A 21487-nucleotide genomic window follows, 5' to 3' on the forward strand; every position below is an offset into this window, starting at 1 on the left:
GTAATCCGGTATTCAATACACAGAATGTGTATGTGTTTTCGCTGGATAGCTTGGGATGTGAAGCAACTTTGGCAAACGGAGCTTACTCTCAACATAGTCTGCACAGATTCCTGTGCTAGAAAATAGAATCAAGAACAACATTCCCGTTTGAATCCAATATACCGTCACATCGGTAACACCGTGAGCAATCACGGCAGCAAAGGCGGCCGTCAAGAGAATGTTCATCTCGTTGCAGATATGGTTTCGGAACCGAAGCCATAGGATTTTACACTGAACAAAGATATAGAGTCCCATTGCCCCTGTCCCGATGATTCCATAATTCAAGAGGGTATCCAGCAACAAGTTATGGCAATGATACGTCTGATACCCATCAAACACACGATAGATCATCTGATATGACGTAGGCCCCATCCCGAAGATAGGATGGGACTGAATCCCCTGAATGGCTGCCGCCCAAATAGAGAGGCGTTGTCCAAATGTGGTATCAATCGCTTCGACGCGTGGGAAAAGAATTGGAAATAACAGGCTACTAGCTGCGGCAAAGACCGCCAGTGCTAAGAATAGTCCCATCCATTTATAATACTTCTTGAGATAAAACATCACCAATACGGCACAGAGCAATCCCATACAAGAAGACATACTTGCGCAGAAATAAAGTCCCAGCAAATTGACAGCAATCACAACACTGTAAAAAACACGCTCTTTTGAATTGGTAAACAGGCGGTACAATGCGATCAGAACTAAAAATTCGATCATCATACGCATAGTAATTGGCATTGGAAAATACCGACGTCGGCCGGTAATCCGGTGCTGTAGAAAACAATGCGGCTTTTTGCAAAAACGCAAGTCCTGCGCAGAATATAACTTGCCACACAGGCTGCATCCATCATGCGGTTGAATAGAGAACCGGTCATCACGCTGCGCAGGTAAAATGCACAAATCACAGCTGCCAAAACCAGCATACTGTAAAGCATGCCCATATAATTGTTATACACGGCTGAAACGAAGAAAGGTACGATCAGTGCCCCAAGCAGTGCCTTGCAATAAGGAGATTCCAATGCTTTTGACCGCATTCGATAGTTGACCATTGTCATCACTGCAATGGCGCTTACCGTGACAACAGAAAGATAAAGGGAAAAAACAAAGAGATCACCAGCGCCATTGGCGCGGCGGTATCTATATCCAATTGCTTGACCCACGCTTGCAAACGAATCGAAACAGATTCCATTGTCTGAGTGATAGACCATTCCTCCTTTCGTAAAAAATCGTTCTTTTCCCACAGGATGTCCCACCCCTAGCTGGACGCAAAAATAAGAGTTTCTGTCCAATTGGCGGAACAATAGAACGCGGATATGCCCATTCATACGGTACTTTATTATATACAGCTTTTCTATTTTGAGCAAGAGGAATATTCTATTGAATCAAATCACAGTTTCCGGCGTTTTTTAGCTATTGCGCTGAATTTATGAACGCTTTTTTAACGTTTCTTACAATTCCGTCAGAAACTAGCAATTTCTTACGTTCAATAGTATAATAAATAGGGATTTTGTCCTCTTTTTTCCGTTTGATGATGATTGCGTGCATTTGAATGCCGTATAAGAGGGGATGAGTCTGCCAAAATTTTTAACAGATCGAATGGAAGAGCCATGCCAATTGGTTCCAAAGGAGTTTTTATGAAAAGACACAGAGAGCTGCTGGTGGACACTGCTGAGCGATCGGATCAGAAATATTGTGAGCGGTTTGAACCTGACTATACACGGACTCAATCCCCAGCAGGTCCAGATGCGCCAACAGCAGGGACTGACAAACGGAGAGGGCGAAATCAAGACTAAAACAGTTGGACAGATTATCCGCGGGAATCTGATTACGCCTTTTAACATTTTAAATATCATTTTGGCAAGTATGGTTTTTTTGGTGGGGTCCTATAAAAATCTGCTGTTTATGGGTGTGGTCATTTGTAATACGCTGATCGGCACTTTTCAGGAAATTCGAGCCAAAAAGACCATTGATAAGTTGTCCTTAATTGCAGCCCCTAAAGCGCGGGTGGTGCGCAGCGGAGAGGAACAAGGCCTCCCGGTGGAAGAGCTGGTTTTGGACGACATCCTGCACCTCTCTGCAGGGAATCAGGTCTGCGCCGACTGCATTGTACAATTTGGCGAGTGCGAGGTGAATGAATCTCTGCTGACTGGCGAAAGTGACCCTGTGGTGAAAAAACCGGGCGATCTTCTTTTTTCAGGAAGTTTTATCGTCAGCGGAGACTGCCATGCTCGTGTGGAACATGTTGGGGCGGAGAACTATGCTTCCCAAATTACAAATCATGCCAAATATTTAAAAAAGCCCAATTCCGAGATCATGACGAGCATCAACAAAATTATCAAATTGCTCGGTTTTGCCATCATTCCGGTGGGCGCAGCGCTGTTTTACAAACAGTATGTTCTTTCCGCACAGCCATTTTCCCAGGCTGTGGTCAGTACGGTTGCCGCGCTGATCGGGATGATTCCAGAGGGATTGGTATTGCTCACCAGCGTCGTATTAGCAGTCAGTGTGATTCGGCTTTCCCGTTATAACGCCTTGGTCCAGGATCTCTATTCCATCGAGACCTTGGCTCGCGTGGATACTCTGTGTCTGGACAAGACCGGCACGATCACCGAGGGAACGATGCAGGTGGATGGAATCGAGCCGCTTTGCCCGATCCCACAGCCTCAGGTGGAGGATGCCATTGCAGCAGTCACCCATGCTTTAAATGACGAAAATCCCACCTCTATGGCCATGAAGCAACTGGGCCTGGTTGTTCCAGATTGGATATGCGTCGATTCAGTGCCCTTCTCGTCTGCGCGCAAATGGAGTGGCGCCAGCTTTGCAAACATTGGAACCTTTGTCATCGGCGCAGCAGAGTTTGTGATGCGGGACCGCTTTGAACCCCTGCGTGAGAAGGTGGAACAGTACTCTTCGCAAGGGCAGCGCGTATTGTTATTGGCCTATTCCCAAAACCCTTTTCAGGATAAGGGGCTCCCTAGGAGCTCTCCCCTTTGGCTTTGCTCCTGTTGAGCGATAAAATCCGCGATAACGCGCGAGAAACGCTGGAATACTTTGCCGACCAAGGGGTAGAAATCAAGGTGATTTCCGGTGACAATGCAGTGACGGTGGCCAACATCGCCAAACGTGCAGGTTTGCAAAACGCAGATCGGTTTGTCGATGCGACCAACCTGAAAACCTATGAAGATATTCAGAAAGCCGTGGAGGAATACACCGTATTTGGGCGTGTGACGCCCCAACAAAAACTCGATCTGGTCAAGGCGCTTAAGGAACAAAAGCATACAGTTGCCATGACAGGCGATGGAGTAAACGACGTATTAGCCCTTAAGGAGAGCGATTGCAGTATTGCGATGGCTTCTGGCAGCGACGCTGCTCGTGCAGTTTCGCAGTTGGTGCTATTGGACTCCAATTTTGCCAGCATGCCGCGCATTGTTCAGGAAGGGCGGCGTTCCATCAATAATTTGCAACGTTCCTCCTCCCTATTCCTGGTGAAATCCATTTTCTCCACCATTATCGCGGTTTGCTTTATCTTCCTGCAATGTGACTACCCGTTCCAACCCATTCAATTTACGCTTATCAATACCTTTACGATTGGGATTCCTTCCTTTATCCTGGCCTTGGAACCAAACAAAGACCGTATCCGCGGGAAATTCTTGGTCAATATCATACGGAAATCCTTGCCGGGTGCTTTGACGATGATTACCAACATTCTATTGTTGGTGGCAGTTTCGCTGTTCCTCCACCTGCCCAACGAACAAATTTCCACCTTGGCGGTCATTTTAACTGGATTTACAGGACTTCTCACTCTATTAAAGGTTTGTGTTCCATTTAATCTGTTGCGGTCTGCGCTGTATACCCTGATGGTGGTTGGTTTTATTATGGCAATGCTATTTTTCCAGCCGCTGTTCTCCCTGGTCGATCTTACGGTCCCCATGGTCGTGGTTTTGGTGCCATTGTTGCTCTTTGCCATCTGCATGATGAGTGTAGTGTTACATGTTATTGAACGCATCATTATGCGCAATGCGGAGGATTGAGTGGCATTTAAGGGTGACAATCTTTAAAAAGAAAAACGGTTGTGTGCGGTCCATAGAAAGCACACAACCGTTTTTAACTTTATAATAGAATAGACAGTATGCTGCATTTCCCTATTCGGAAATGCAGGCGCGTATAACAGGTTATCAAGGATGTTTCAAATGCATTTCCTATTGGCTACTCCCGGCTTTATCGAGTTACAGGTCGTCTGCATCCTGGACGGGATAAAGATCGTCCGTCGGCGTGCCGGTATAGCTGCCGCTGACGTCCGATGGGATGCTTCCTTTGTTCATGTCCGGAAGCGCGCACGCAGCCTGTTCGGCTCGTATCTCGGCTTGGGACTGTCCGGTGGTAGGTTGGGGCTTGGCTGCTTGTTTTTTTCGATCTTTCATCGTCAATCACCTCGCGGATAGGTTTCCCAATCCCGAGCAATTTATGAATGAGACGCCCATTCGGGGCTCGGGCGAAGTCCATCGGTCAAATCTTTAATGACCTCCCCAGCGAGAATAAACCCGGCGACCGGTGGGACGAACGCCACGCTTCCTGGTGTTTGCCGGCGCGGAAATGCATCTTGGAGTTCTGGATTCTCTTCACGCGGTACAGGCTCTTCTTTGGAATACACAACTTTCAAAGATGAAATTCCGCGTTTTTTCAGTTCACGGCGCATGACCCGGCATAGGGGACATACCGAGGTCTGATAGATGTCTGCCACTTCAAAGCGGGTGGGATCGAGTTTGTTCCCCGTCCCCATACTGCTGATGATGGGGATCCCCTTCTCTTGCGCTACCTGCACCAGCGCCAATTTTGCAGATACCGTGTCGATAGCGTCGATAATATAGTCACAATCGTTTAAAAAGTCACTGGGCGTGTCGGGAAGATAAAACAACGGAAAGGTTTGAACATCCACTGCCGGATGGATGCGTTGGGCGCGTTCCCTCATCACGTCAACTTTCTGTTTTCCAATGGTGGAATGGTCAGCGAGAATCTGCCGGTTAAGATTGGTTAAACTCACGGTGTCATTGTCGATCAACAGCAGGTGGCCGACGCCGGTTCGAACGAGTGCTTCCGCAGCAAAACTGCCTACACCGCCGAGGCCAAAAACGGCTACCCGGCTGTTCCGCAGTCGCTCCATGCTGCGTGTACCCAATAAAATCTGGGAACGAGAAAACTCATTGCGCATTCTCTTTTCCTCCTGACAAAAATACCGCGGCCGCTGTCTGGAAGATTACAGACAAATCATAGAGAGGAGAGATATGCTCCAAATATTCCAGGTTTAGCTCCATTTTTGGCGGTAAATCTGTTCTACATAGACCCGTTCCGGATCGTCAGCCGCGTCAAGGAGCTTGTCCTCATCCTTAAACGCGATACTCGAAGGCGCAGTAATCCCCGGGCGGACCAATAAGGTAGCCATCTGCTCCGGTGTATAGAGATCGACGTATTTGCGCACCTCTGGCCGCGGTCCTACCAGGCTCATCGTACCGTTGAGAACATTCAACAGTTGGGAAAACTCGTCCAACCGGAGCCGACGAATAAATCTTCCAACACGCGTGATACGCGGGTCTTCTCCCGTTGTGACAGCAGGACCGATCTGATCCGCATTTTGAACCATTGTACGAAATTTAAAAATTTTGAAATCCTGATTGTAGCGTCCCACACGGACTTGCCGGTAAAAAACAGGCCCCTTGGAATCGAATTTAACAGCAAGCGCCAAAAGCAACAGAAAAGGAGAAAGGATAACCAACATCACAAAAGAGGCGATCATGTCCAAAAGGCGCTTGAAAAACAGGGAGACACGCTTTTTTTGGAGGAGTTCCCAATAAGGCCTAATAGCATCCTCCTGCATACTTTTTGGCAGCTCTTCATAGTTCATAACAAATGCTCCAACTTTCCTTTTTGTTCTCTTTACAGAATTGTATTTCTATTATATCATATAGAAAAGAGGATAATGGATTCTTTGGCTCAAACTCAAAACGGATGTGTTGATTTTCAAAAGAATGATGTACTTCATTCGCATTTTGCGACATCGGTCTCCGTTTCGGCGTGAGATTATTATACCATAAATCTCCAAATAGGACAAATCCAGCGATTTGTTTCTCCACTTCATTATTTGCAGAAACCATAGAAAAAAAGCAGGATGCTGCTTTACAATTTATCCAAAAAAATGTTATAATAGATTAAGATATAATTTAACATGACTTGCATGGGAATGAGACCGTCGATGGGGCTGTATCTCCAAAGGTTTGGAAGTAGTCATAATGGCGTGAAGAAGAAATTGGTCCGATCGGAGTGAGGACAGCAGCTTGTTGTAGTTCCAGAGGTGCGCGTGTGGTGGCGAACGTTCTGGCTTTTGGAGAACCGGTACAGAGGGAAAAAGTAAATCCAGATATTTTTACGTGTGCGGGCACAAAGAGGTTCGGATGAAGAGGGAGTTCTGCCAGTATCTGCACACGGCGAGAGAGACATCGGAAATTTGGGCAATTGCCTATTGAGGAAGAACTTGAACATTGTGTGCCGTTCCTCCTTTTCCACTGTACCAAAGCAGCTGTGGAGCCGGGCCCTCATCCAGTATAAAAACACAAGGAGGACATGAAAATGGCATACTATCTTGGCATTGACCTCGGCGGAACGAATATCGCTGTGGGAGTAGTGGATGAACATTATCAGATTATTGGACGGGGAAGAATAAAACACGCGTTCCCTGTTCTTCAGAAGAGATGTGCGAACAGCTTGCGGTAACAGCCTTCGCTGCATTGGAGGACGCTGGCGTCACGATCGATGACATCCCGTGGGTAGGGATTGGCACACCCGGTACGGTCAACCGCGATCTGGGTGTGGTGGAATTTTCCAATAACCTGTACTTTAATAACTTTGAGTTGCGCCGGATGTTGCAGGAGCGCATGAAAAAAGAGGTTATCGTTGAAAACGATGCGAATGCGGCTGCATATGGTGAATACCAGGCTGGTGCTTTAAAGGGTGCGCGCAATGCTCTTGCGATTACTCTTGGAACAGGCGTGGGCAGCGGCATTATTGTTGATGGAAAAATCTATTCCGGTTCCAATTATTGTGCCGGCGAGATGGGACATACGGTTATTGTGTTTAACGGACGTCACTGCTCCTGCGGGCGTGACGGATGTTGGGAATGTTATTCCTCCGCTACGGGTCTGATTCTCAGCACGAAGGAGGCTATGTTGGCACATCCGGATAAGGAAAGCCCCATATGGAAGCTTGTTGATGGCAATCTCGATCATGTGAGTGGCCGTACGGCGTTTGACGCAATGCGGGCTGGTGATCCGGTTGGAAAGAAGATTGTTGACGAATACATCGCGTATCTCGGCTGCGGATTGGCTAACTGTGTGAATACCCTACAGCCCGATATTCTGTGTGTCGGCGGCGGCATTTGTAATGAGGGTGAAACTCTGTTGGCGCCGGTGCGGGAATATGTGGATCGCGAGCAGTACGGCGGCGCAAAAGTACGTACCAAAATCTGCAAGGCACAGCTGGGGAACGATGCAGGAATCATCGGTGCAGCACTGTTGGGGAAATAATTTTCTTTATTTGGCAGATTGATATTTTATTGAGAGGAATCGGCTATGAGCATAGAACAAAAAACATTTGGTACAATGCCGGATGGGACGAAGATCCACTTATATACCCTAAAGAATACCAATGGTGCCTGTATCCAAGCGATGGAATACGGTGCGCGCGTGGTCAGTATTCAAGTGCCGGACCGCAAAGGAACGTTTGGAAATGTTGTGTTGGGCCATGACACTTTGGAGGAATATCTGGCGGATGGGGATTTTCTCGGCGCAGCTGTCGGGCGCTACGCCAATCGAATAGGCGGCGGAACAGCCGAAATCGACGGTACCCCTACTCCTTCAGTCAAAATGAGAATGGGAATACACTGCACGGCGGCTTTCAAGGATTCCATCAAAAGGTATGGCGTTTAAAATGTAGCAACAACGATGATGAGGCCCCTTCCATCACTTTTGCATATCGCAGTATCGATGGCGAAGAGGGATTCCCTGGAAACCTGGATGTGTCAATCTGTTATACATTAACAACGGATAATGCGTTGGTAATCGATTACAAGGCGAAAACCGATGCTTCTACGTTGGTAAATCTGACAAACCACAGCTTTTTTAATTTGACAGGGGACCCGGCACGCGATATTCTTTCGCACGAATTGCAGATCTATGCGGACCACTTTACAGCGGCAGGACAAGATTTAGTTCCCACAGGAGAGTTTACTCCAGTCGCAGGAACACCGGCGGACTTCCGAACGGCCAAGACCATTGGGCAGGATATTCGTGCAGCCGACCCTTTCCTGCGTAAATGCAACGGTTATGACCACAACTTTGTTTTGGCAGGCGAGTCTGGGAGGAAGAAAGCCGCAGAAGTATACGACCAGTCCACCGGACGTGTGATGTTGGTGTTTACCGATATGCCGGGAATGCAGCTCTATACGGCGAATGGTTTCTCCGAAGGTGTCGTTGCCAACGGTGGGATTCCCCTGCAAGCCCATCATGCGCTTTGCCTGGAGACACAGTTTTTCCCGGATGCCCCCCATCATGAAAACTTCCCCAGCGCAGTTCTCCGTCCTGGAGAAGTATATCAGCACACAACTACATACAAATTTGAAGTGCGTAAATAAATGGTTGTGTAGGTTTACGGATTTTCCTTTTGACAAGGATGGTGCGGAGAGAGTTCAATTTTTCATGGAATTCTTGGCCTGCATACAGTATCTAAAGGCCGAATACAAAATATCGGATAGAACAAAAATTAAGCGTGCAGAAAGCGGTAGAATCCGCTTTCTGCACGCTTTTTATATGGATATTGTTTTGTGGCGCTTGCAATTTTTGCGCAAGAGAAAGGGATTCTTTGGTGGGTAGATGAAAGGGCGTTCGATACTCCCAACATTCTTTGACATATTTTTACGATTTCCTTTTCCTTTCTTTAAGGAAGCGAATGTTTAATGGGAAAGCATGTTCTGCCAAAGAGGCCCTTTTTCTCCATTTCTATACTACAATGGCGCATATATAGAGCAGAACCGACAAATGATTGGCAGGATAGAAGAAACATTGAAAAAGTTCCCATCCAAAGAAGCGCCTTTTCTTCTCTGCCAATAATCCAAAAATCCCCGATACCGGCGAAGAAACGCCGTATCGGGGAAATAACATCGAAGAGAAGGCTGTAAAATGATAAAGACACTTCCCTCTCCTTTGAAACGCCATTGTAAAAGATTTCTTACAATTATTTTTTCAGAACTTCTTTGACGACCTCTACCACGTGATCGGCACACAGACCAAAATCTTTGAGCAGATCAACCGCCGGGCCAGAGTAACCAAAGCAATCGTTCACGCCAATTTTGGTTACGGGAACCGGATTCTCTCGGATTGCCTCGCATACGGCATCACCAAGACCGCCGATAATGCTGTGCTCCTCGGCCGTTACAATACGGCCGGTTTCCTTGGCCGCCTTTTGCAAAAGTTCCGCATCGATCGGCTTGATCGTATGGATATTGATGACACGTGCATCAATCCCTGCTTCTGCAAGCTGTTCAGCCGCCTTGAGGGACTCCCCTACCATAAGGCCTGTAGCAACAATGGTGATGTCTTTGCCGTCGCGCATGGTTATACCCTTGCCAAGTTCAAATTGATAACGCTCATCGTTGATTGTTTCAATCGCCAAACGGCCCAAACGGACATAAACCGGGCCGTTGTAAGCGGCAATCGCTTTGACCGCGGCTTTCATCTCGTAATAGTCGGCCGGATTGACAACCGTCATTCCTGGAATCGTGCGCATCAGTGCAATGTCCTCACAGCACTGATGGGTTGCACCGTCCTCGCCGACAGAGATTCCCGCATGAGAACCGCCAATTTTGACGTTCAGATGCGGATAGCCAATTGAATTGCGCACCTGCTCATAGGCACGTCCGGTGGCGAACATGGCAAACGAACTTGCAAATGGAAGCATGCCAGCAGCTGCCAATCCAGCTGCAACACCCATCATATTCCCTTCTGCGATACCGCAGTCGAAAAAGCGCTCTGGATGCGCCTTTTTAAACATACCGGATTTTGTAGCTGCGGCCAAGTCCGCGTCGAGAACCACTAGGTTCGGATATTCATCCATCAGCTCGACCAAGGCTTCGCCATAGCCATCTCTTGTCGCTTTTTTGATTACCTCTGCCATTTATTCCACCTCCAATGCCGCAAGCGCCTGTTTCAAGTCCTGCATAGCAACTTCATACTGCTCTTTATTGGGGGCGGTACCGTGCCAGCCCACCTGGTTTTCCATGAAGGAGACACCCTTCCCCTTCACAGTTTTGGCGATGATGACACAGGGCTTCCCCTTCACCTCTTTGACGTGCGCAAATGCCGCTTCCATCGCATCAAAGTCGTGGCCGTCGATCACCACAGTGTCAAAGCCAAAGGCACGGAATTTCTCGTCGATCGGATACGGGCTGCAAACTTCGTCCAGGGTTCCGTCGATCTGCAAGTCATTGTTGTCCACGATCAGACAGAGGTTGTCCAGCTTTTTGTGAGAAGCAAACATCGCTGCTTCCCAAACCTGACCCTCTTCAATCTCACCGTCGCCCAGCATGGAATAGACACGATAGTCTTTACCACTGAGCTTGGCTGCCAACGCCATACCGCAGGCTGCGGAAACGCCCTGTCCTAAAGAGCCCGTGCTCATATCAATGCCGGGAGTGTCCAACATGTTGGGATGCCCCTGTAACATCGCGCCAATATGGCGCAGTTTTTGCAGCTCTTCCATGGGGAAATACCCTTTGAGTGCCAATGTCGCGTACAGAGCCGGACAGCAATGCCCCTTAGAGAGCACAAAACGGTCCCGGTTTTCGTCTGCCGGATGGGCGGGATCTACGTGCATCTCCTTAAAATAGAGATAGGTCAGCACGTCTGCCGCGGAGAGAGAGCCGCCGGGATGTCCGGATTTTGCATGGTATACTCCCTCAATCGCGCCCATACGGATTTTACAGGCAGCAATTTGCAGGTCTTTCTTTTCTGCTGTATTCATAATGTCCTCCCTTGAAATGATATGAGAAACAACCGCAATTATTATAGCGCATCAACGCGAAAAATGCAATTTTCGTTGGGCATTTTTTGCCTATTTGCGCCATGCGACGACTGTGTTCGCGTTAGAACACAAAATTTTGTTGGAAACAACCGGAAAAAATACTTTTTTGAACGGGCTCTTTACGCTTTGTCGCTCTTTTCTGCTCTTCGCCTGTTTAGCTGACTGCAAACTGGCTATTGTAAAGGTTGGCGTAGAATCCGCCTTTGGCCAGAAGTGTTTCATGGGTTCCCTGCTCTACAATATGTCCCTGATTCATCACGAGAATCAGGTCTGCCCCCTTGATGGTGGACAGGCGATGCGCCACGATGAAGCTGGTCCGTCCGCGCATCATGTCCTCAAATGCCGTCTGAATTTTCCATTCGGTACGGGTATCGATGCTGCTGGTCGCCTCGTCGAGGATCAGCATGGGCGGGTCGACCAACATCACGCGCGCAATGCAGAGCAACTGCCGCTGTCCCTGTGAAAGATTTCCGCCGTCCTCAGAGATCACGGTGTCGTAGCCCTGTGGTAGACGCATGATGAAGGAGTGCGCGTGCGCTTTTTTAGCGGCCGCGATTACCTCTTCCATGCTGGCATCCTCCCGTCCATAGGAGATGTTTTCCCGAACGGTCCCAGAAAACAGCCAGCTTTCTTGAAGCACCATTCCATATTGCCGGCGCAGGCTGCTGCGCGTGACCGATTGGATGTTGTGACCATCCACTGTGATCGATCCGCGATCCGCATCGTAAAACCGCATCAAGAGATTGATGATCGTCGTTTTTCCGCAACCGGTTGGACCGACAATTGCAATCCGGCTGCCCTTATGCGCAGCGATATTCATGTCCTCGATCAGTTTCCGTGCGGGATCGTAGGAGAAAAAGAGATGTTCCACCGCTACATCGCCCTCACAGTGCTCCAATACAGCCGCATCCCGGCTGTCTGGCCGTTCAGAAGCCTCGTCCAGTACGGCAAATAGGCGCTCGGCGGAGGCAAAGGCGGTCTGTATCTGGGTGAGTACGCCGGTCACTTCATTAAAGGGTTTTGTGTACTGGTTGGCATAGGAAAGGAAACTGGTGATCTGACCGATGGTCAGTGGCGCCGGCCATCCTGTGATGGCACAGACCGCGCCGAAGGCCGCTACGGCTGTATACACCATATTGTTGACAAAGCGCGTGCTGGGGTTGCTTAGAGAGGAATAAAACTGCGCTTTGACCCCACAGTTGTAAAGGCGTCCATTGATCTCTTCAAACTGTTGCTCCGCCCGCTTCTCATAATGGAAGGTCTTTACAGTCTTTTGGCCGCCGATCATCTCCTCGACAAAACCGGACAGCTCCCCCTGTGTCGCCTGCTGTTCGACGAACTGCCGATGAGTCAACCGCGCAATAAACGCGGCGACAAACAGCGAGAGCGGGGTCACCAATACCACCACAACAGTAATGACAGGGCTAATGGTCAGCATAAACAGCAAGGTACCGACGATTGTCACAATCCCTGTAAAAAGCTGCGTGATGCCTTGCAGCAACCCATCGGATACTTGATCCACATCGTTGACAATGCGGCTGATGAGGTCGCCGTGTGCATGGCCATCGATGTATTTTAACGGCAGGGTGTTGATTTTCTCGTAGGTCTGAATGCGCAGGTCGCGGACCGTCTTGTAACTGACGCGGTTGGTACAATAGGTCATCAGCCATTGGAAAGCTGCACTCACCACGATAGTGACTGCTAAGGTAAAGAGAATTGGCAGCATGGCGGCAAAATCCACCTGATCCGGACCGATTACGAAATCGACTGCACGCCCAACCAGGATGGGGCCGTAAAGCGTCAGGGATACGCTGATGATGGCGCTTACCAACGCCAGAAGGAGAAACGCCGCATGTGGCTTGGCATAACGCAGAAGGCGTTTCAGGACCGAACGATTCATACCCGATTTCTTCTTCATTTGCGTTCCGCCTCCTCTTTGCTCAGCTGGGACAGACAGATCTCTCGGTAGACTTCACAGCTTTCCATAAGTTGGTCATGGGTACCCAGGCCCGCCATGGCTCCGTCGTCCAGGACCAGGATGCGGTCTGCCGCCTTCACGGTGCTCACACGCTGTGAGACCATTAGGACGGTCATCCCCCGTGTTTCATCTTTGAGTGCCCGGCGCAAAGCGGCGTCTGTTGCAAAATCCAATGCACTGGCGCTGTCATCCAAAATGAGAATCTCAGGCCTTCCAGCAAGGGCGCGGGCGATGGTGAGGCGTTGCTTCTGCCCGCCGGAGAAGTTTTTACCTCCTTGACTGACAGGGCTGTCTAGGCCCTGCGGAAGGCGGTCCACAAATTCCTTTGCCTGGGCAATACGCAGGGCATCTTCTAGATCCTGCTCGGTGGCCTGTGCGTTACCCCAGCGCAAATTGCTGGCGATGGTACCGGAAAAGAGCTCTGCTAACTGTGGAACCATTCCGATCTTACTTCGCAGTTGTGAAAAGGGATATTCCTTTACATCGATCCCCTCTATATAGACGGAACCCTCTGTAACATCGTAAAAACGGGGAATTAAGCTGACCAGTGTCGATTTGCCAGAACCAGTACCACCGATAATTCCCAGGGTTTCTCCGGCCTTAACCGTAAAGTTCAAATCCTTTACGGCGAATTTTTCGCCATCTGTTCCGCCATCGCCGCTGTAGGAGAAGCTTGCGTGAGAAAATGTAATCTTTGGGGCGCCCTCCTTGGTTAGAACAGCTGATTTGGCTGTTTCGGGAACGGAGGTTTCTGTCTCTAACACCTCATTGACACGCCCCGCAGAAGCAGCTGCTTTGGTAAAAGTCACCACCAGGTTGGCCACCACGATCAAGGCGAGCAGGGTTTGCGACATGTAATTGACAAAGGCGATTACTTCTCCTTGGGTCATCCCTCCGGAGGTCACGCGCATGCCCCCAAACCAGACAATGGCAATCACAGCAAAGTTCATAATCAGATATGTGAGTGGATTGAGCAATGCAGAGAGCTTTCCTACCCGGATGGCGGTATCTGTCTGGTCGTTTGCAGCCGCGCGGAATCGAGATTCTTCGTGCTCCTGTTTGGAAAAAGCGCGGATTACGCGCGCCCCGCTCAGCCCCTCACGGGAGATCAGTGAGATACGGTCGAGTTTTTTCTGCATGACCCGGAAATATGGGACCGAACGGCTCATCACCAGATAGAGCACCAACCCGATCAGCGGGGTCGCCACTAAAAAGATAATAGCGAGTGGAAAATCCAACAACATGGCCATTACAATGGCGCCAATGGCCAGAAATGGCGCACGAATCACCAGGCGGATGAGCATGGCGACTGCGTATTGCAGCTGGTTGACATCGTTGGTGATGCGTGTAATCAACGAAGGGGTGCCGAAGCGATCGATCTCTTTGTGGGAGAATGTATTGATGTGGCGGTACATTTCATTGCGCAGGACCGTGCCGAAACCCTGGGAGGCGATGGAGGCCATTTTTTGGCAGACCAGCGCGCAACACAGACCGACAACCCCTAACAGCAGCATGACGCCTCCCATGCGCCAAACGTAGTTCACGTCCCCTGTACGGACGCCGTTGTCGATAATCTGTGCAGTGACGATCGGTACGATCAATTCAAAGATGGCTTCCGTCAATTTGAAGACCGGCCCCAAAATTACTTGAAGCCGGTATTTCTTCAGGAAGCGTGCGAGTTTTCGCATAAGACCAAATCCTTTTCTATAACATACCTTTTATTTTACCTCTCCTGGACAGAAATAGCAATTTTTTTTACCGGTGATCCCCAAGACGTGGAAGTCGTTCCAATACGGTCGCGGAACTTTTTAGACAGAAACATGTAATAGGAACACAGAAATCACTCTGACAATTTCTCAAACAGAGCTTTTCGAAAAAGGCGTTCTTTGCAGAGAAAATAAAGGAAGTTTTCTAAGACAAAAAGGATGTATTTTCTTTGTATGATTTGTCGATTGTATTCTTCTGAAAATATGATAAAATTTAAAATAAGAAAAATGTCAAATATATTCTCCTGAATTTTATTGGAAAGAGGTCATTTAAAAGAGAATATCGGCATTTTTGAAAAAATACGGGTGTATTTTATCGGCATATTGCTTTAATAAAATGAACGCAAAAATACACCAGTATATGGGAGGGAATTCCTGTGAGAAAGAAATGTACGCCGTGGATTGCGCTTTTGCTGTCCTTCGCCCTGCTCTTTTCGTCATTTCCTATGGCCTTTGCTGCGGCAGAGCCCTATGTGGAAAGCGATACCACGATCAATTTTACAAAAGCGCAGGGGGACTACTACTGGTTTAAGTTTACGGTACATGGTTCGCATGAGGACCCACAGATTGCGGCCGGAAATGGCAGCGTTCTGAAGACCGGCAACTGTAAAAAGCTAAAAAATGCCAACGGCGAAGACGAGTATCGGTTCCAGGTGTGGGCGGTCGGAAAGCCCGGTGAGGCTTCTGCCATCTATACGACCTTACCTGGTCAAGAGCCTGTCAAACACTGTGTTATTACCGTAGGGGAACCGCTTCCTGCCGCGGCTGTCGCTCCGGAGCCGCAGACAAGCACGGAGACGTCCGCGTCCAAGCAGGGACATACGATTTACGTCACCAGAACCGGCAAAAAATACCACTACAATAACCACTGTAATGGAGGTACTTATTACGAATCCACCCTAGAGCAGGCTTTAGCCCGTGGGTTGGAACCCTGTAAAAAATGTGTTGGATGACCTCCTCTTTTTGATACGTAAAACGCCCTCCGGCTTTTTAGCCAGAGGGCGTTTTACGTATCAAAAGGTTACAAAAAAGCAATAACATGTACCTGGGAATTAAAAAATGACGTTGGCAGGATGTGCCCCTTTGGAGAACCGTAAATCGGCCATTGGGAACGGAGGAATGCTCCTGTCTGCATCCTCGGCTCTTTATGACGATTTGGTTTCCAGACGGATGGTAAGAGCGATCAATCCCATTCCTACAAGCAGAAAGATGGTCTTTATGCCCCAAACAGAGGCGGGCAGAGCAAATGCAGGGTCCAACGTTTCAAGGGTCAGTGGATATTCGGAAAACCATGTAGCCCCAAACAACCCCCACTCTGCGGGAAGCGGCAACAGATTGATAGACAACATCACGGGCATCAATACCAGAATCAGGGCCGGGTGGATATGGCCGGCTGCCATGCCCAGCCCCAGGACAAAGACAAATGCCGGAAGCAGAGAAACCAGAACGGGGATGAGCAGTTCTCCAATGGAGACAACCGCCCCGAACAGTGTGGCCAAAAAGCCCATCCCCAGTGCACAGACACACACGGCCAACAACAGCCAGGCCGCCCCTACAGCAGCACATTTCCCCATGAGATAATTTCCAGCATTCACGGGGGTTGCGTCGGTCAGGGGTTTGACCCGGCGGGCCTCCTTTGAAAAAATCCCCCAGAGAAAAAAGAGCAGTGCCACGGACAACAGGGGCAAAACCTGTGCCGAATAATAGCCAAAACTCCACGGAGAAAACGGCGCGGTGTGAGCAATGCCTTTGATGACTTCACTGTTTAGTGTCTGCCATCCGAAATAGAGGCTCACCACCAGAAGGCCCAGGAAAAATTTATTGCATACGGCTCGCCGCAGCTCATATCGAAAGATCTTACGCAAGGTTCAAATCCTCCTCTGTCAGAGCGCAGGCGCTCAGAAAGTCTTGATAGGTAAGGTAGGGATAGGTGGGATCAAGTTGCCGGGTAAAGAGCTTGGCGAGAATGGCATCCATCGCCTCTTCCCCACCGACCAGCTGCTCTGCTTTCAGGATTTTCAGAGGCATTTCACAGTACTGCCGCACCTGAGAGAGGCTGTTGGCAATGTCTGCGCGGTACTGCTCCGGCAGCTGCTCCAGATATTCGGGGTGGCGGACATAAAAGTTTTGATAGTAGTCGTCCACCTGCTCTTGCCAGACGTCCACATAGTTCTTTTTCGCATAGGCGTCTCCGTACTGTTCCTTCATCATCCGATAGGTGGTGTAGACGGTCAGCCCTTCTGCAGACCAGGGATCAGAGGCGTCCTGTGAATCGAACATATTTCCAAGCCCCCACCACTGATGGACGATCTCATGGGCGAGAACCTCACTGCCCCCGGCACCCTTAAGCGGGTCTTTCAGGCCTTGTTCGTTAAAGCTGTCCTCCCCCATCGCGCTGGCGCCATTTGCGGCGTAACCGCCGCCGACCATGCCGATCTCGATCAACTTCATAGAGGAATCCCCGTAGAAGGAGAGCGGGCCATAGTGCTCGGTGCAATAGTCAAACACCTGCTTTACAACGCTGTCCACATTACATTCCTCCATCACTTGTTTGTGTTTTGCGCTGTAAAAGAATTCTACATCAATCCCTGCAGCGTCAATGTGATGCGAGATATAGTCTCCGGCGTAAAGGATGATATTCTGACCGCGGTCGATCAATTTCCAATGATAGCTGCCGTCTGGATTTTTTCCCATCTGTTCGACCGTTCCCTCTGCAAACAACACCGGCGTCATACCGGCCGGTAGGTCGATCTCCGCTGTAAAGGGCGGTTGTTCCTCCGTCTCCCAGACAAAGTCCTTTGGCATGGGGGAAAAATCCTGATTGGCCAGATAGATATAATCGCGGCTGATCTCGAGGGCCCCTTGGGATAATTCCAGCAGGTTCCACTCCTGTGGAAAGCCGCCGTACTCGATGACCAGCTCCATTGTCTCCACTGCGGGAAGATCGACCTCAATCGTTTTGGTATTCTGGTCGTCGTCCTCAAGATCCCGGAAGGTTACCGGCACTTCGTTTACAGTTGCCGATTGAACCTGATACCCCGGATTTGTTTGGAAGGAGATGGTCTGCGGTTCCCCGCTGATGTTATGCAGGGAATATACCGCTGTACCGTAAAAACATCCGGTGGAGAGGTTGGGCCGGGCATCAACGTGAATGGCGTTGGAAAATACCGACTCGTTGTATGTGATATTGTAGTAGGAATCCATGTCTATTTCCGCTTTGCTGTGGTCCAAAAACGGCTGATATGTATAGACGGCATAGCCGGAGAGCAGGGACGTAACCACCAGCAGCGGCAGGTATACCTTGCGGAGGTTCCGAGCGGCAGAGCCGAAGATTCCTTTCCCGTAGCGCCGGACACAGAGAAAGGACAGCGCGCAGAGCCCACACAGCAGAAGGAGCCAGAAAAGCCGGTTGTACAGAACGGACCGCAAAAGCCGGACGTTGCCAAAGTCGTCCGACATCGAATTGACCGCAGGGTTCAGCCAGCGCAACAGCCAGTTTTCCTTCCAGGCGGTCAAACTCAAGAGGGCGAATGCAGCAAACAGAACCAGGGTAAGGTCAAGCCGCCGCGTGATTTGATAGGCTGAAGCGGTAAAGAGAACTGCGCACAGAGCAGCCGGCAACATAAAGGTCAGGTAACCCGCCACGTACAACCACCCGTGGAACACCGAACCGATTTGAGCGGCGGTGAATGGCAACCAGACGGTCAGTGTAAGCGCCTGTGCAGCTACTGCTGCGAGGAGCAATGCGCCGATGCGGCAAAAGCCCGCCTGTAGAGGGGAAATCATGGCGTCTGTAAGGATGTCCACGTGGGAGCGGTGTCCGCGGCTGCATTCCCAGGCGGTGAGCAGAGCAAAGGCGACAGCGCTTCCGATTGCGCCAGCCAGGGCGGGGTTCCCCAGGTAAGCTCCTGTCAAAGAGGTGGCATAGGAAGTTGCGGCGGAAGAGGAAAACAAAGGCCGGTAGAGCCACAGCCCGGCGGCTGGGGATAACACGGAGACAGCGAGCGCCAACCAAGTCAGTCGATCCCGGAACAGCCGTGCTACCTCTACGCGGAAGAGAGACCATCCCTTCATTGTGCAGCCCCCTCCCCTGCAATCCAGTATAGATAGGCATCCTCCAGGCTGGGTTCGACCGGCTCAGCAAACGGCGGCAGCTTTTCCGCTACACCCCGGCATGCAACCCCCTTGGCGGTGTTGACGCGGGAGGTAATCTGCAAATCGTGGTTTGCCAAGCTCTCTTCACTTTCCAGAAATACACCCACGTGTCCTTGTGCAGAGGCAATAAGCGCTTCCGGCGTCCCTGTGAAGAGAATGGTTCCGTGGTGAATGACAATCAACTGGTTGCATACCGACTGGACATCCTCAATGATATGTGTGGATAAAAGTACGATCTTATCTTGCGCAGTTTGGGAGAAAAAGTTGCGGAAATGGATGCGTTCTTCCGGGTCCAGGCCGACGGTGGGTTCATCGAGAATCAAAAATTCGGGCTCTCCCAGAAGCGCCTGCGCGATGCCAACCCGTTGGCGTTGCCCTCCGGAGAGCGTTCGAATGCGGGCCTTGCGCTTTTCCGTCAGGTTGGCTGCTTCCATTGCCCGGTCAATGGCTGCCCGGCTGTTTCGGAGCCCTTTTAATGCCGCCATATAGTCGAGAAATTGCCAAACGGTTAGCTCGTCATACAGGCCGAAGGACTGCGGGAGATAGCCAAGTTTGGCTTTTAATGCTTTTTCACACCGGTGAAGAGGCGTCCCATCCACTGAAATATTCCCGCTGGTGGGCAGCAAGCCCGCCACCAAGAGTTTCATTAGGGTAGATTTCCCGCGCCGTTCGGTCCTAACAGACCGATCAAATTGGGGCTTTCCAGTGTGAGGTTTACATCCCGCAGGGCCTGCTTCCCTGTATGGTAGGTCATGTTCAGTTGTTCAATGGAAATCCGCATGAAGGGTACCATCCTTTCCAAATTTGGGATGCCTATATCATATAAAATCCATTTGGAGCCGCTGTGCAGATTTTTTGTAGATTTTGTGGAGAATTTGCCCATGCGCGAGCCAGTATCGCGGAAAATACTGTGGGAATGGAACCCAAGAGAAAAGAGGGTATACCAAAAGCCATGAAAGGACGGAAGGGTCCCCTCGTTTTTGAAATAAAGACTCTGAAAATAAGAATATTGCAGAGACTATCATTGCAAAACAGAGAAACGGACCTATTGGCACGGTAAACCTGGTATGGATGCCAAATTATACAAAGTTTGTGAATATGAAAACTATATAAAAGCAATTACTTTTTCTCAAAAATCATTGTGTGGCAAGGCCGTCACCCGGATGAAACCTTTCCCTTCCTCTTCCTTGCATATTCCAGAAGATCTCTTGCGTTGCTGGCAGGGCGCCACGCATAGGCAATGAGAAAATCGGTATGATCGACCATATACCGATTTGCCCGGACAATAGCAACCTTGCGGGTACCTTTCCATGCCCGGAGGATAATAGGTACTGTCAAACCCATCTGGTACAGGAATAGGACGTTCTGCCGGATGGTAGGGCAACAATAAGGTAAGTTCAACTTCTGGATGGCTTTGTTTTGTGGTTTTTACAGCTTTTGCCACAAGACTGTCAAAATTGCCGTAACGACCAACCATAAATTCGGTGACACCGTAGCGGGTTGTATGTTCCTCGATGGCAGCATACAGTGCTGGATAGATTTTTTCGGAGGCTTTTTCTATGGCCTATCAAGAAACAGCTTTTCTGACTCATCGTAAGCATCCTCTCAGTGCTTGTATATATCGTTAAAATCATACGATTAAAGTGATTAAAAGGCAACGACAAACAAAAGTATAATTTACGAAGAACACAAATAAAGGGGTGATGCAGGTGAAAGATATTCTCTCTGCCATAACCGCATATCGAGAGGATCGGGGCTGGACGGAGTATCAGCTTGCAGAACGCTCTGGCTTGCCGCAGTCTACAATCTCCTCGTGGTATCGCAAGAATATGGTCCCTACGATTCCGTCCTTGGAAAAAATCTGTACAGCTTTTGGTATCACACTTTCTCAGCTGTTTGCAGAAGAAGATACTCCCGTTTCTTTGACGGTTTCACAAAGAAAGCTTCTGGAGCGATGGTCGAGATTGAGTGAGGAACAGCAAGCCGTAGTATTTGCTTTGATTGATAAAATGTAAAAAAGCCGCCAGAAGCAGCATCTCTTGGATGTGCCTCTGGCGGTTTTGCTTATCCATCAAAATCGAACGGTAGAGGTTCTGTTACGGTTTGTAAATATTCCTTCGGGTCTCCGTTCAGAATCAATTCCGCATAGGACAGCGGATCGTTGTAGATGAGCCAGTCCCGTTCAGGCCGCTGGAAGCGGCTGTTCGCGAGCTCGTCCTCTACAGAGGTACAGTGAATGGAAATCATGCTGCCGTCGGAGTACCGCAGTTCAACACGACCGGTACCCATGTTAAATGCACAGGAAAGTAATTTTTCCATCATGATATTCTCCAAAATAGTTTGCTGTATTTGCCTATATCCGCATATAGGCAAGCAAAGCAGATTATCAATATAGTCTCTGTTAACAAGAAAAACTCCCGCCTAA

18 protein-coding genes and 4 pseudogenes are annotated in these 21487 nt (G+C 49.5%); 9 read left to right on the forward strand and 13 right to left on the reverse strand.

Annotation, left to right across the window (positions count from 1 at the left end):
• Window positions 1-12: 12 nt before the first annotated feature.
• Window positions 13-777, reverse strand: a complete 765-nt coding sequence (locus ACGCCZ_RS08595; RefSeq protein ID WP_411655794.1) for an O-antigen ligase family protein — start codon at window positions 775-777, stop codon at window positions 13-15.
• A complete protein-coding gene (locus ACGCCZ_RS08600; RefSeq protein ID WP_411655795.1) occupies window positions 756-1247 on the reverse strand; it encodes a hypothetical protein in 492 nt (163 codons plus the stop codon). The genes ACGCCZ_RS08595 and ACGCCZ_RS08600 overlap by 22 nt, the downstream gene beginning before the upstream one ends.
• A 484-nt stretch (window positions 1248-1731) precedes the next feature.
• On the opposite strand from ACGCCZ_RS08600, the gene ACGCCZ_RS08605 reads away from it, so the two are divergent.
• Together ACGCCZ_RS08605 and ACGCCZ_RS08610 are read left to right on the forward strand one after the other, a co-directional pair.
• Window positions 1732-3048: an HAD-IC family P-type ATPase gene (locus ACGCCZ_RS08605; RefSeq protein WP_411655796.1), complete on the forward strand. Its 1317-nt coding sequence runs from the start codon at window positions 1732-1734 to the stop codon at window positions 3046-3048.
• Window positions 3030-4070 carry an HAD-IC family P-type ATPase gene (locus ACGCCZ_RS08610; RefSeq protein ID WP_411655797.1) on the forward strand — a complete coding sequence of 347 codons (1041 nt, stop codon included), beginning with the start codon at window positions 3030-3032 and terminating at the stop codon, window positions 4068-4070. The genes ACGCCZ_RS08605 and ACGCCZ_RS08610 overlap by 19 nt, the downstream gene beginning before the upstream one ends.
• Before the next feature lie 195 nt (window positions 4071-4265).
• On the opposite strand, the gene ACGCCZ_RS08615 is transcribed toward ACGCCZ_RS08610, so the two are convergent.
• The 3 genes and pseudogenes from ACGCCZ_RS08615 to ACGCCZ_RS08625 form a co-directional block, all read right to left on the reverse strand.
• Complete coding sequence (locus tag ACGCCZ_RS08615) at window positions 4266-4460, reverse strand: hypothetical protein (RefSeq protein WP_054322932.1); 195 nt, start codon at window positions 4458-4460, stop codon at window positions 4266-4268.
• A gap of 41 nt (window positions 4461-4501) precedes the next feature.
• Complete coding sequence (locus ACGCCZ_RS08620; RefSeq protein ID WP_085532546.1) at window positions 4502-5248, reverse strand: tRNA threonylcarbamoyladenosine dehydratase; 747 nt, start codon at window positions 5246-5248, stop codon at window positions 4502-4504.
• A pseudogene (locus tag ACGCCZ_RS08625) lies at window positions 5238-5938 on the reverse strand (sugar transferase). Before ACGCCZ_RS08625 ends, ACGCCZ_RS08620 begins: the two are co-directional and overlap by 11 nt.
• A 722-nt stretch (window positions 5939-6660) precedes the next feature.
• Between ACGCCZ_RS08625 and ACGCCZ_RS08630 the strand changes: the two are divergent.
• The 3 genes and pseudogenes from ACGCCZ_RS08630 (at window position 6661) to ACGCCZ_RS08640 (ending at window position 8719) form a co-directional block, all read left to right on the forward strand.
• Complete coding sequence (locus ACGCCZ_RS08630) at window positions 6661-6804, forward strand: hypothetical protein (RefSeq protein ID WP_411655798.1); 144 nt, start codon at window positions 6661-6663, stop codon at window positions 6802-6804.
• Window positions 6783-7613 (forward strand): ROK family protein, encoded by an 831-nt coding sequence (locus ACGCCZ_RS08635; protein WP_411655799.1) that lies wholly within the window; start codon window positions 6783-6785, stop codon window positions 7611-7613. Before ACGCCZ_RS08630 ends, ACGCCZ_RS08635 begins: the two co-directional genes overlap by 22 nt.
• Before the next feature lie 141 nt (window positions 7614-7754).
• Window positions 7755-8719, forward strand: a pseudogene (locus tag ACGCCZ_RS08640) (aldose epimerase family protein).
• A 599-nt stretch (window positions 8720-9318) separates the two neighbouring features.
• On the opposite strand, the gene ACGCCZ_RS08645 reads toward ACGCCZ_RS08640, so the two are convergent.
• The 4 genes from ACGCCZ_RS08645 to ACGCCZ_RS08660 all read right to left on the reverse strand — a co-directional run bounded on the left by ACGCCZ_RS08645 (window position 9319) and on the right by ACGCCZ_RS08660 (window position 14829).
• Window positions 9319-10257: a transketolase family protein gene (locus ACGCCZ_RS08645; protein WP_085532551.1), complete on the reverse strand. Its 939-nt coding sequence runs from the start codon at window positions 10255-10257 to the stop codon at window positions 9319-9321.
• Window positions 10258-11121: a transketolase gene (locus ACGCCZ_RS08650; RefSeq protein ID WP_256366524.1), complete on the reverse strand. Its 864-nt coding sequence runs from the start codon at window positions 11119-11121 to the stop codon at window positions 10258-10260.
• 196 nt (window positions 11122-11317) lie between these two features.
• Window positions 11318-13081, reverse strand: a complete 1764-nt coding sequence (locus ACGCCZ_RS08655; protein WP_411655800.1) for an ABC transporter ATP-binding protein — start codon at window positions 13079-13081, stop codon at window positions 11318-11320.
• Window positions 13078-14829 carry an ABC transporter ATP-binding protein gene (locus tag ACGCCZ_RS08660; protein WP_054322926.1) on the reverse strand — a complete coding sequence of 584 codons (1752 nt, stop codon included), beginning with the start codon at window positions 14827-14829 and terminating at the stop codon, window positions 13078-13080. The genes ACGCCZ_RS08655 and ACGCCZ_RS08660 overlap by 4 nt, the downstream gene beginning before the upstream one ends.
• 455 nt (window positions 14830-15284) lie before the next feature.
• Here ACGCCZ_RS08660 and ACGCCZ_RS08665 point away from each other — a divergent pair, with 455 nt between their 5' ends.
• Window positions 15285-15860, forward strand: coding sequence for a hypothetical protein (locus ACGCCZ_RS08665; RefSeq protein WP_411655801.1), 576 nt, complete (start codon window positions 15285-15287; stop codon window positions 15858-15860).
• Between the two features lie 192 nt (window positions 15861-16052).
• On the opposite strand, the gene ACGCCZ_RS08670 is transcribed toward ACGCCZ_RS08665, so the two are convergent.
• From ACGCCZ_RS08670 to ACGCCZ_RS08680, 3 genes and pseudogenes are all read right to left on the reverse strand, one after another.
• On the reverse strand, window positions 16053-16772 hold the full coding sequence (locus ACGCCZ_RS08670) for a hypothetical protein (RefSeq protein ID WP_054322924.1): 720 nt from the start codon (window positions 16770-16772) through the stop codon (window positions 16053-16055).
• Entirely contained in the window at window positions 16765-18981 is a 2217-nt protein-coding gene (locus tag ACGCCZ_RS08675) for a hypothetical protein (protein ID WP_054322923.1), read from the reverse strand. Before ACGCCZ_RS08675 ends, ACGCCZ_RS08670 begins: the two co-directional genes overlap by 8 nt.
• Window positions 18978-19843: pseudogene (locus ACGCCZ_RS08680) on the reverse strand (ABC transporter ATP-binding protein). Before ACGCCZ_RS08680 ends, ACGCCZ_RS08675 begins: the two are co-directional and overlap by 4 nt.
• Window positions 19844-20046: 203 nt before the next feature.
• Here ACGCCZ_RS08680 and ACGCCZ_RS08685 point away from each other — a divergent pair.
• The 3 genes and pseudogenes from ACGCCZ_RS08685 to ACGCCZ_RS08695 all read left to right on the forward strand — a co-directional run.
• Window positions 20047-20175, forward strand: a pseudogene (locus ACGCCZ_RS08685) (DnaB-like helicase C-terminal domain-containing protein); the annotation flags it as partial.
• Window positions 20130-20306, forward strand: a complete 177-nt coding sequence (locus ACGCCZ_RS08690) for a hypothetical protein (protein ID WP_411655802.1) — start codon at window positions 20130-20132, stop codon at window positions 20304-20306. The pseudogene ACGCCZ_RS08685 and the gene ACGCCZ_RS08690, both read left to right, overlap by 46 nt.
• Before the next feature lie 459 nt (window positions 20307-20765).
• Entirely contained in the window at window positions 20766-21077 is a 312-nt protein-coding gene (locus ACGCCZ_RS08695) for a helix-turn-helix domain-containing protein (protein WP_054322920.1), read from the forward strand.
• Window positions 21078-21126: 49 nt separating this feature from the next.
• Here the strand turns inward: ACGCCZ_RS08695 and ACGCCZ_RS08700 are convergent, their stop codons facing one another.
• A complete protein-coding gene (locus tag ACGCCZ_RS08700; protein ID WP_054322919.1) occupies window positions 21127-21381 on the reverse strand; it encodes a DUF6061 family protein in 255 nt (84 codons plus the stop codon).
• Window positions 21382-21487: the final 106 nt, after the last annotated feature.

The sequence above is a fragment of the Anaeromassilibacillus sp. SJQ-1 genome (assembly GCF_046693725.1).
In the GTDB taxonomy this organism is placed as follows: Bacteria; Bacillota; Clostridia; order Oscillospirales; family Acutalibacteraceae; genus Anaeromassilibacillus.

Excerpts from the sequence above, each read along its gene's own strand:
- ACGCCZ_RS08645 (WP_085532551.1), bottom strand. The coding sequence starts at position 10,257 with ATGGCAGAGGTAATCAAAAAAGCGACAAGAGATGGCTATGGCGAAGCC.
- ACGCCZ_RS08630 (WP_411655798.1), top strand. The coding sequence starts at position 6,661 with ATGGCATACTATCTTGGCATTGACCTCGGCGGAACGAATATCGCTGTG.
- ACGCCZ_RS08635 (WP_411655799.1), top strand. The coding sequence starts at position 6,783 with ATGTGCGAACAGCTTGCGGTAACAGCCTTCGCTGCATTGGAGGACGCT.
- ACGCCZ_RS08690 (WP_411655802.1), top strand. The coding sequence starts at position 20,130 with ATGGATGCCAAATTATACAAAGTTTGTGAATATGAAAACTATATAAAA.
- ACGCCZ_RS08675 (WP_054322923.1), bottom strand. The coding sequence starts at position 18,981 with ATGAAGGGATGGTCTCTCTTCCGCGTAGAGGTAGCACGGCTGTTCCGG.
- ACGCCZ_RS08700 (WP_054322919.1), bottom strand. The coding sequence starts at position 21,381 with ATGGAAAAATTACTTTCCTGTGCATTTAACATGGGTACCGGTCGTGTT.
- ACGCCZ_RS08620 (WP_085532546.1), bottom strand. The coding sequence starts at position 5,248 with ATGCGCAATGAGTTTTCTCGTTCCCAGATTTTATTGGGTACACGCAGC.
- ACGCCZ_RS08655 (WP_411655800.1), bottom strand. The coding sequence starts at position 13,081 with ATGAAGAAGAAATCGGGTATGAATCGTTCGGTCCTGAAACGCCTTCTG.
- ACGCCZ_RS08695 (WP_054322920.1), top strand. The coding sequence starts at position 20,766 with ATGCAGGTGAAAGATATTCTCTCTGCCATAACCGCATATCGAGAGGAT.
- ACGCCZ_RS08660 (WP_054322926.1), bottom strand. The coding sequence starts at position 14,829 with ATGCGAAAACTCGCACGCTTCCTGAAGAAATACCGGCTTCAAGTAATT.
- ACGCCZ_RS08615 (WP_054322932.1), bottom strand. The coding sequence starts at position 4,460 with ATGAAAGATCGAAAAAAACAAGCAGCCAAGCCCCAACCTACCACCGGA.
- ACGCCZ_RS08595 (WP_411655794.1), bottom strand. The coding sequence starts at position 777 with ATGCCAATTACTATGCGTATGATGATCGAATTTTTAGTTCTGATCGCA.
- ACGCCZ_RS08600 (WP_411655795.1), bottom strand. The coding sequence starts at position 1,247 with ATGGTCTATCACTCAGACAATGGAATCTGTTTCGATTCGTTTGCAAGC.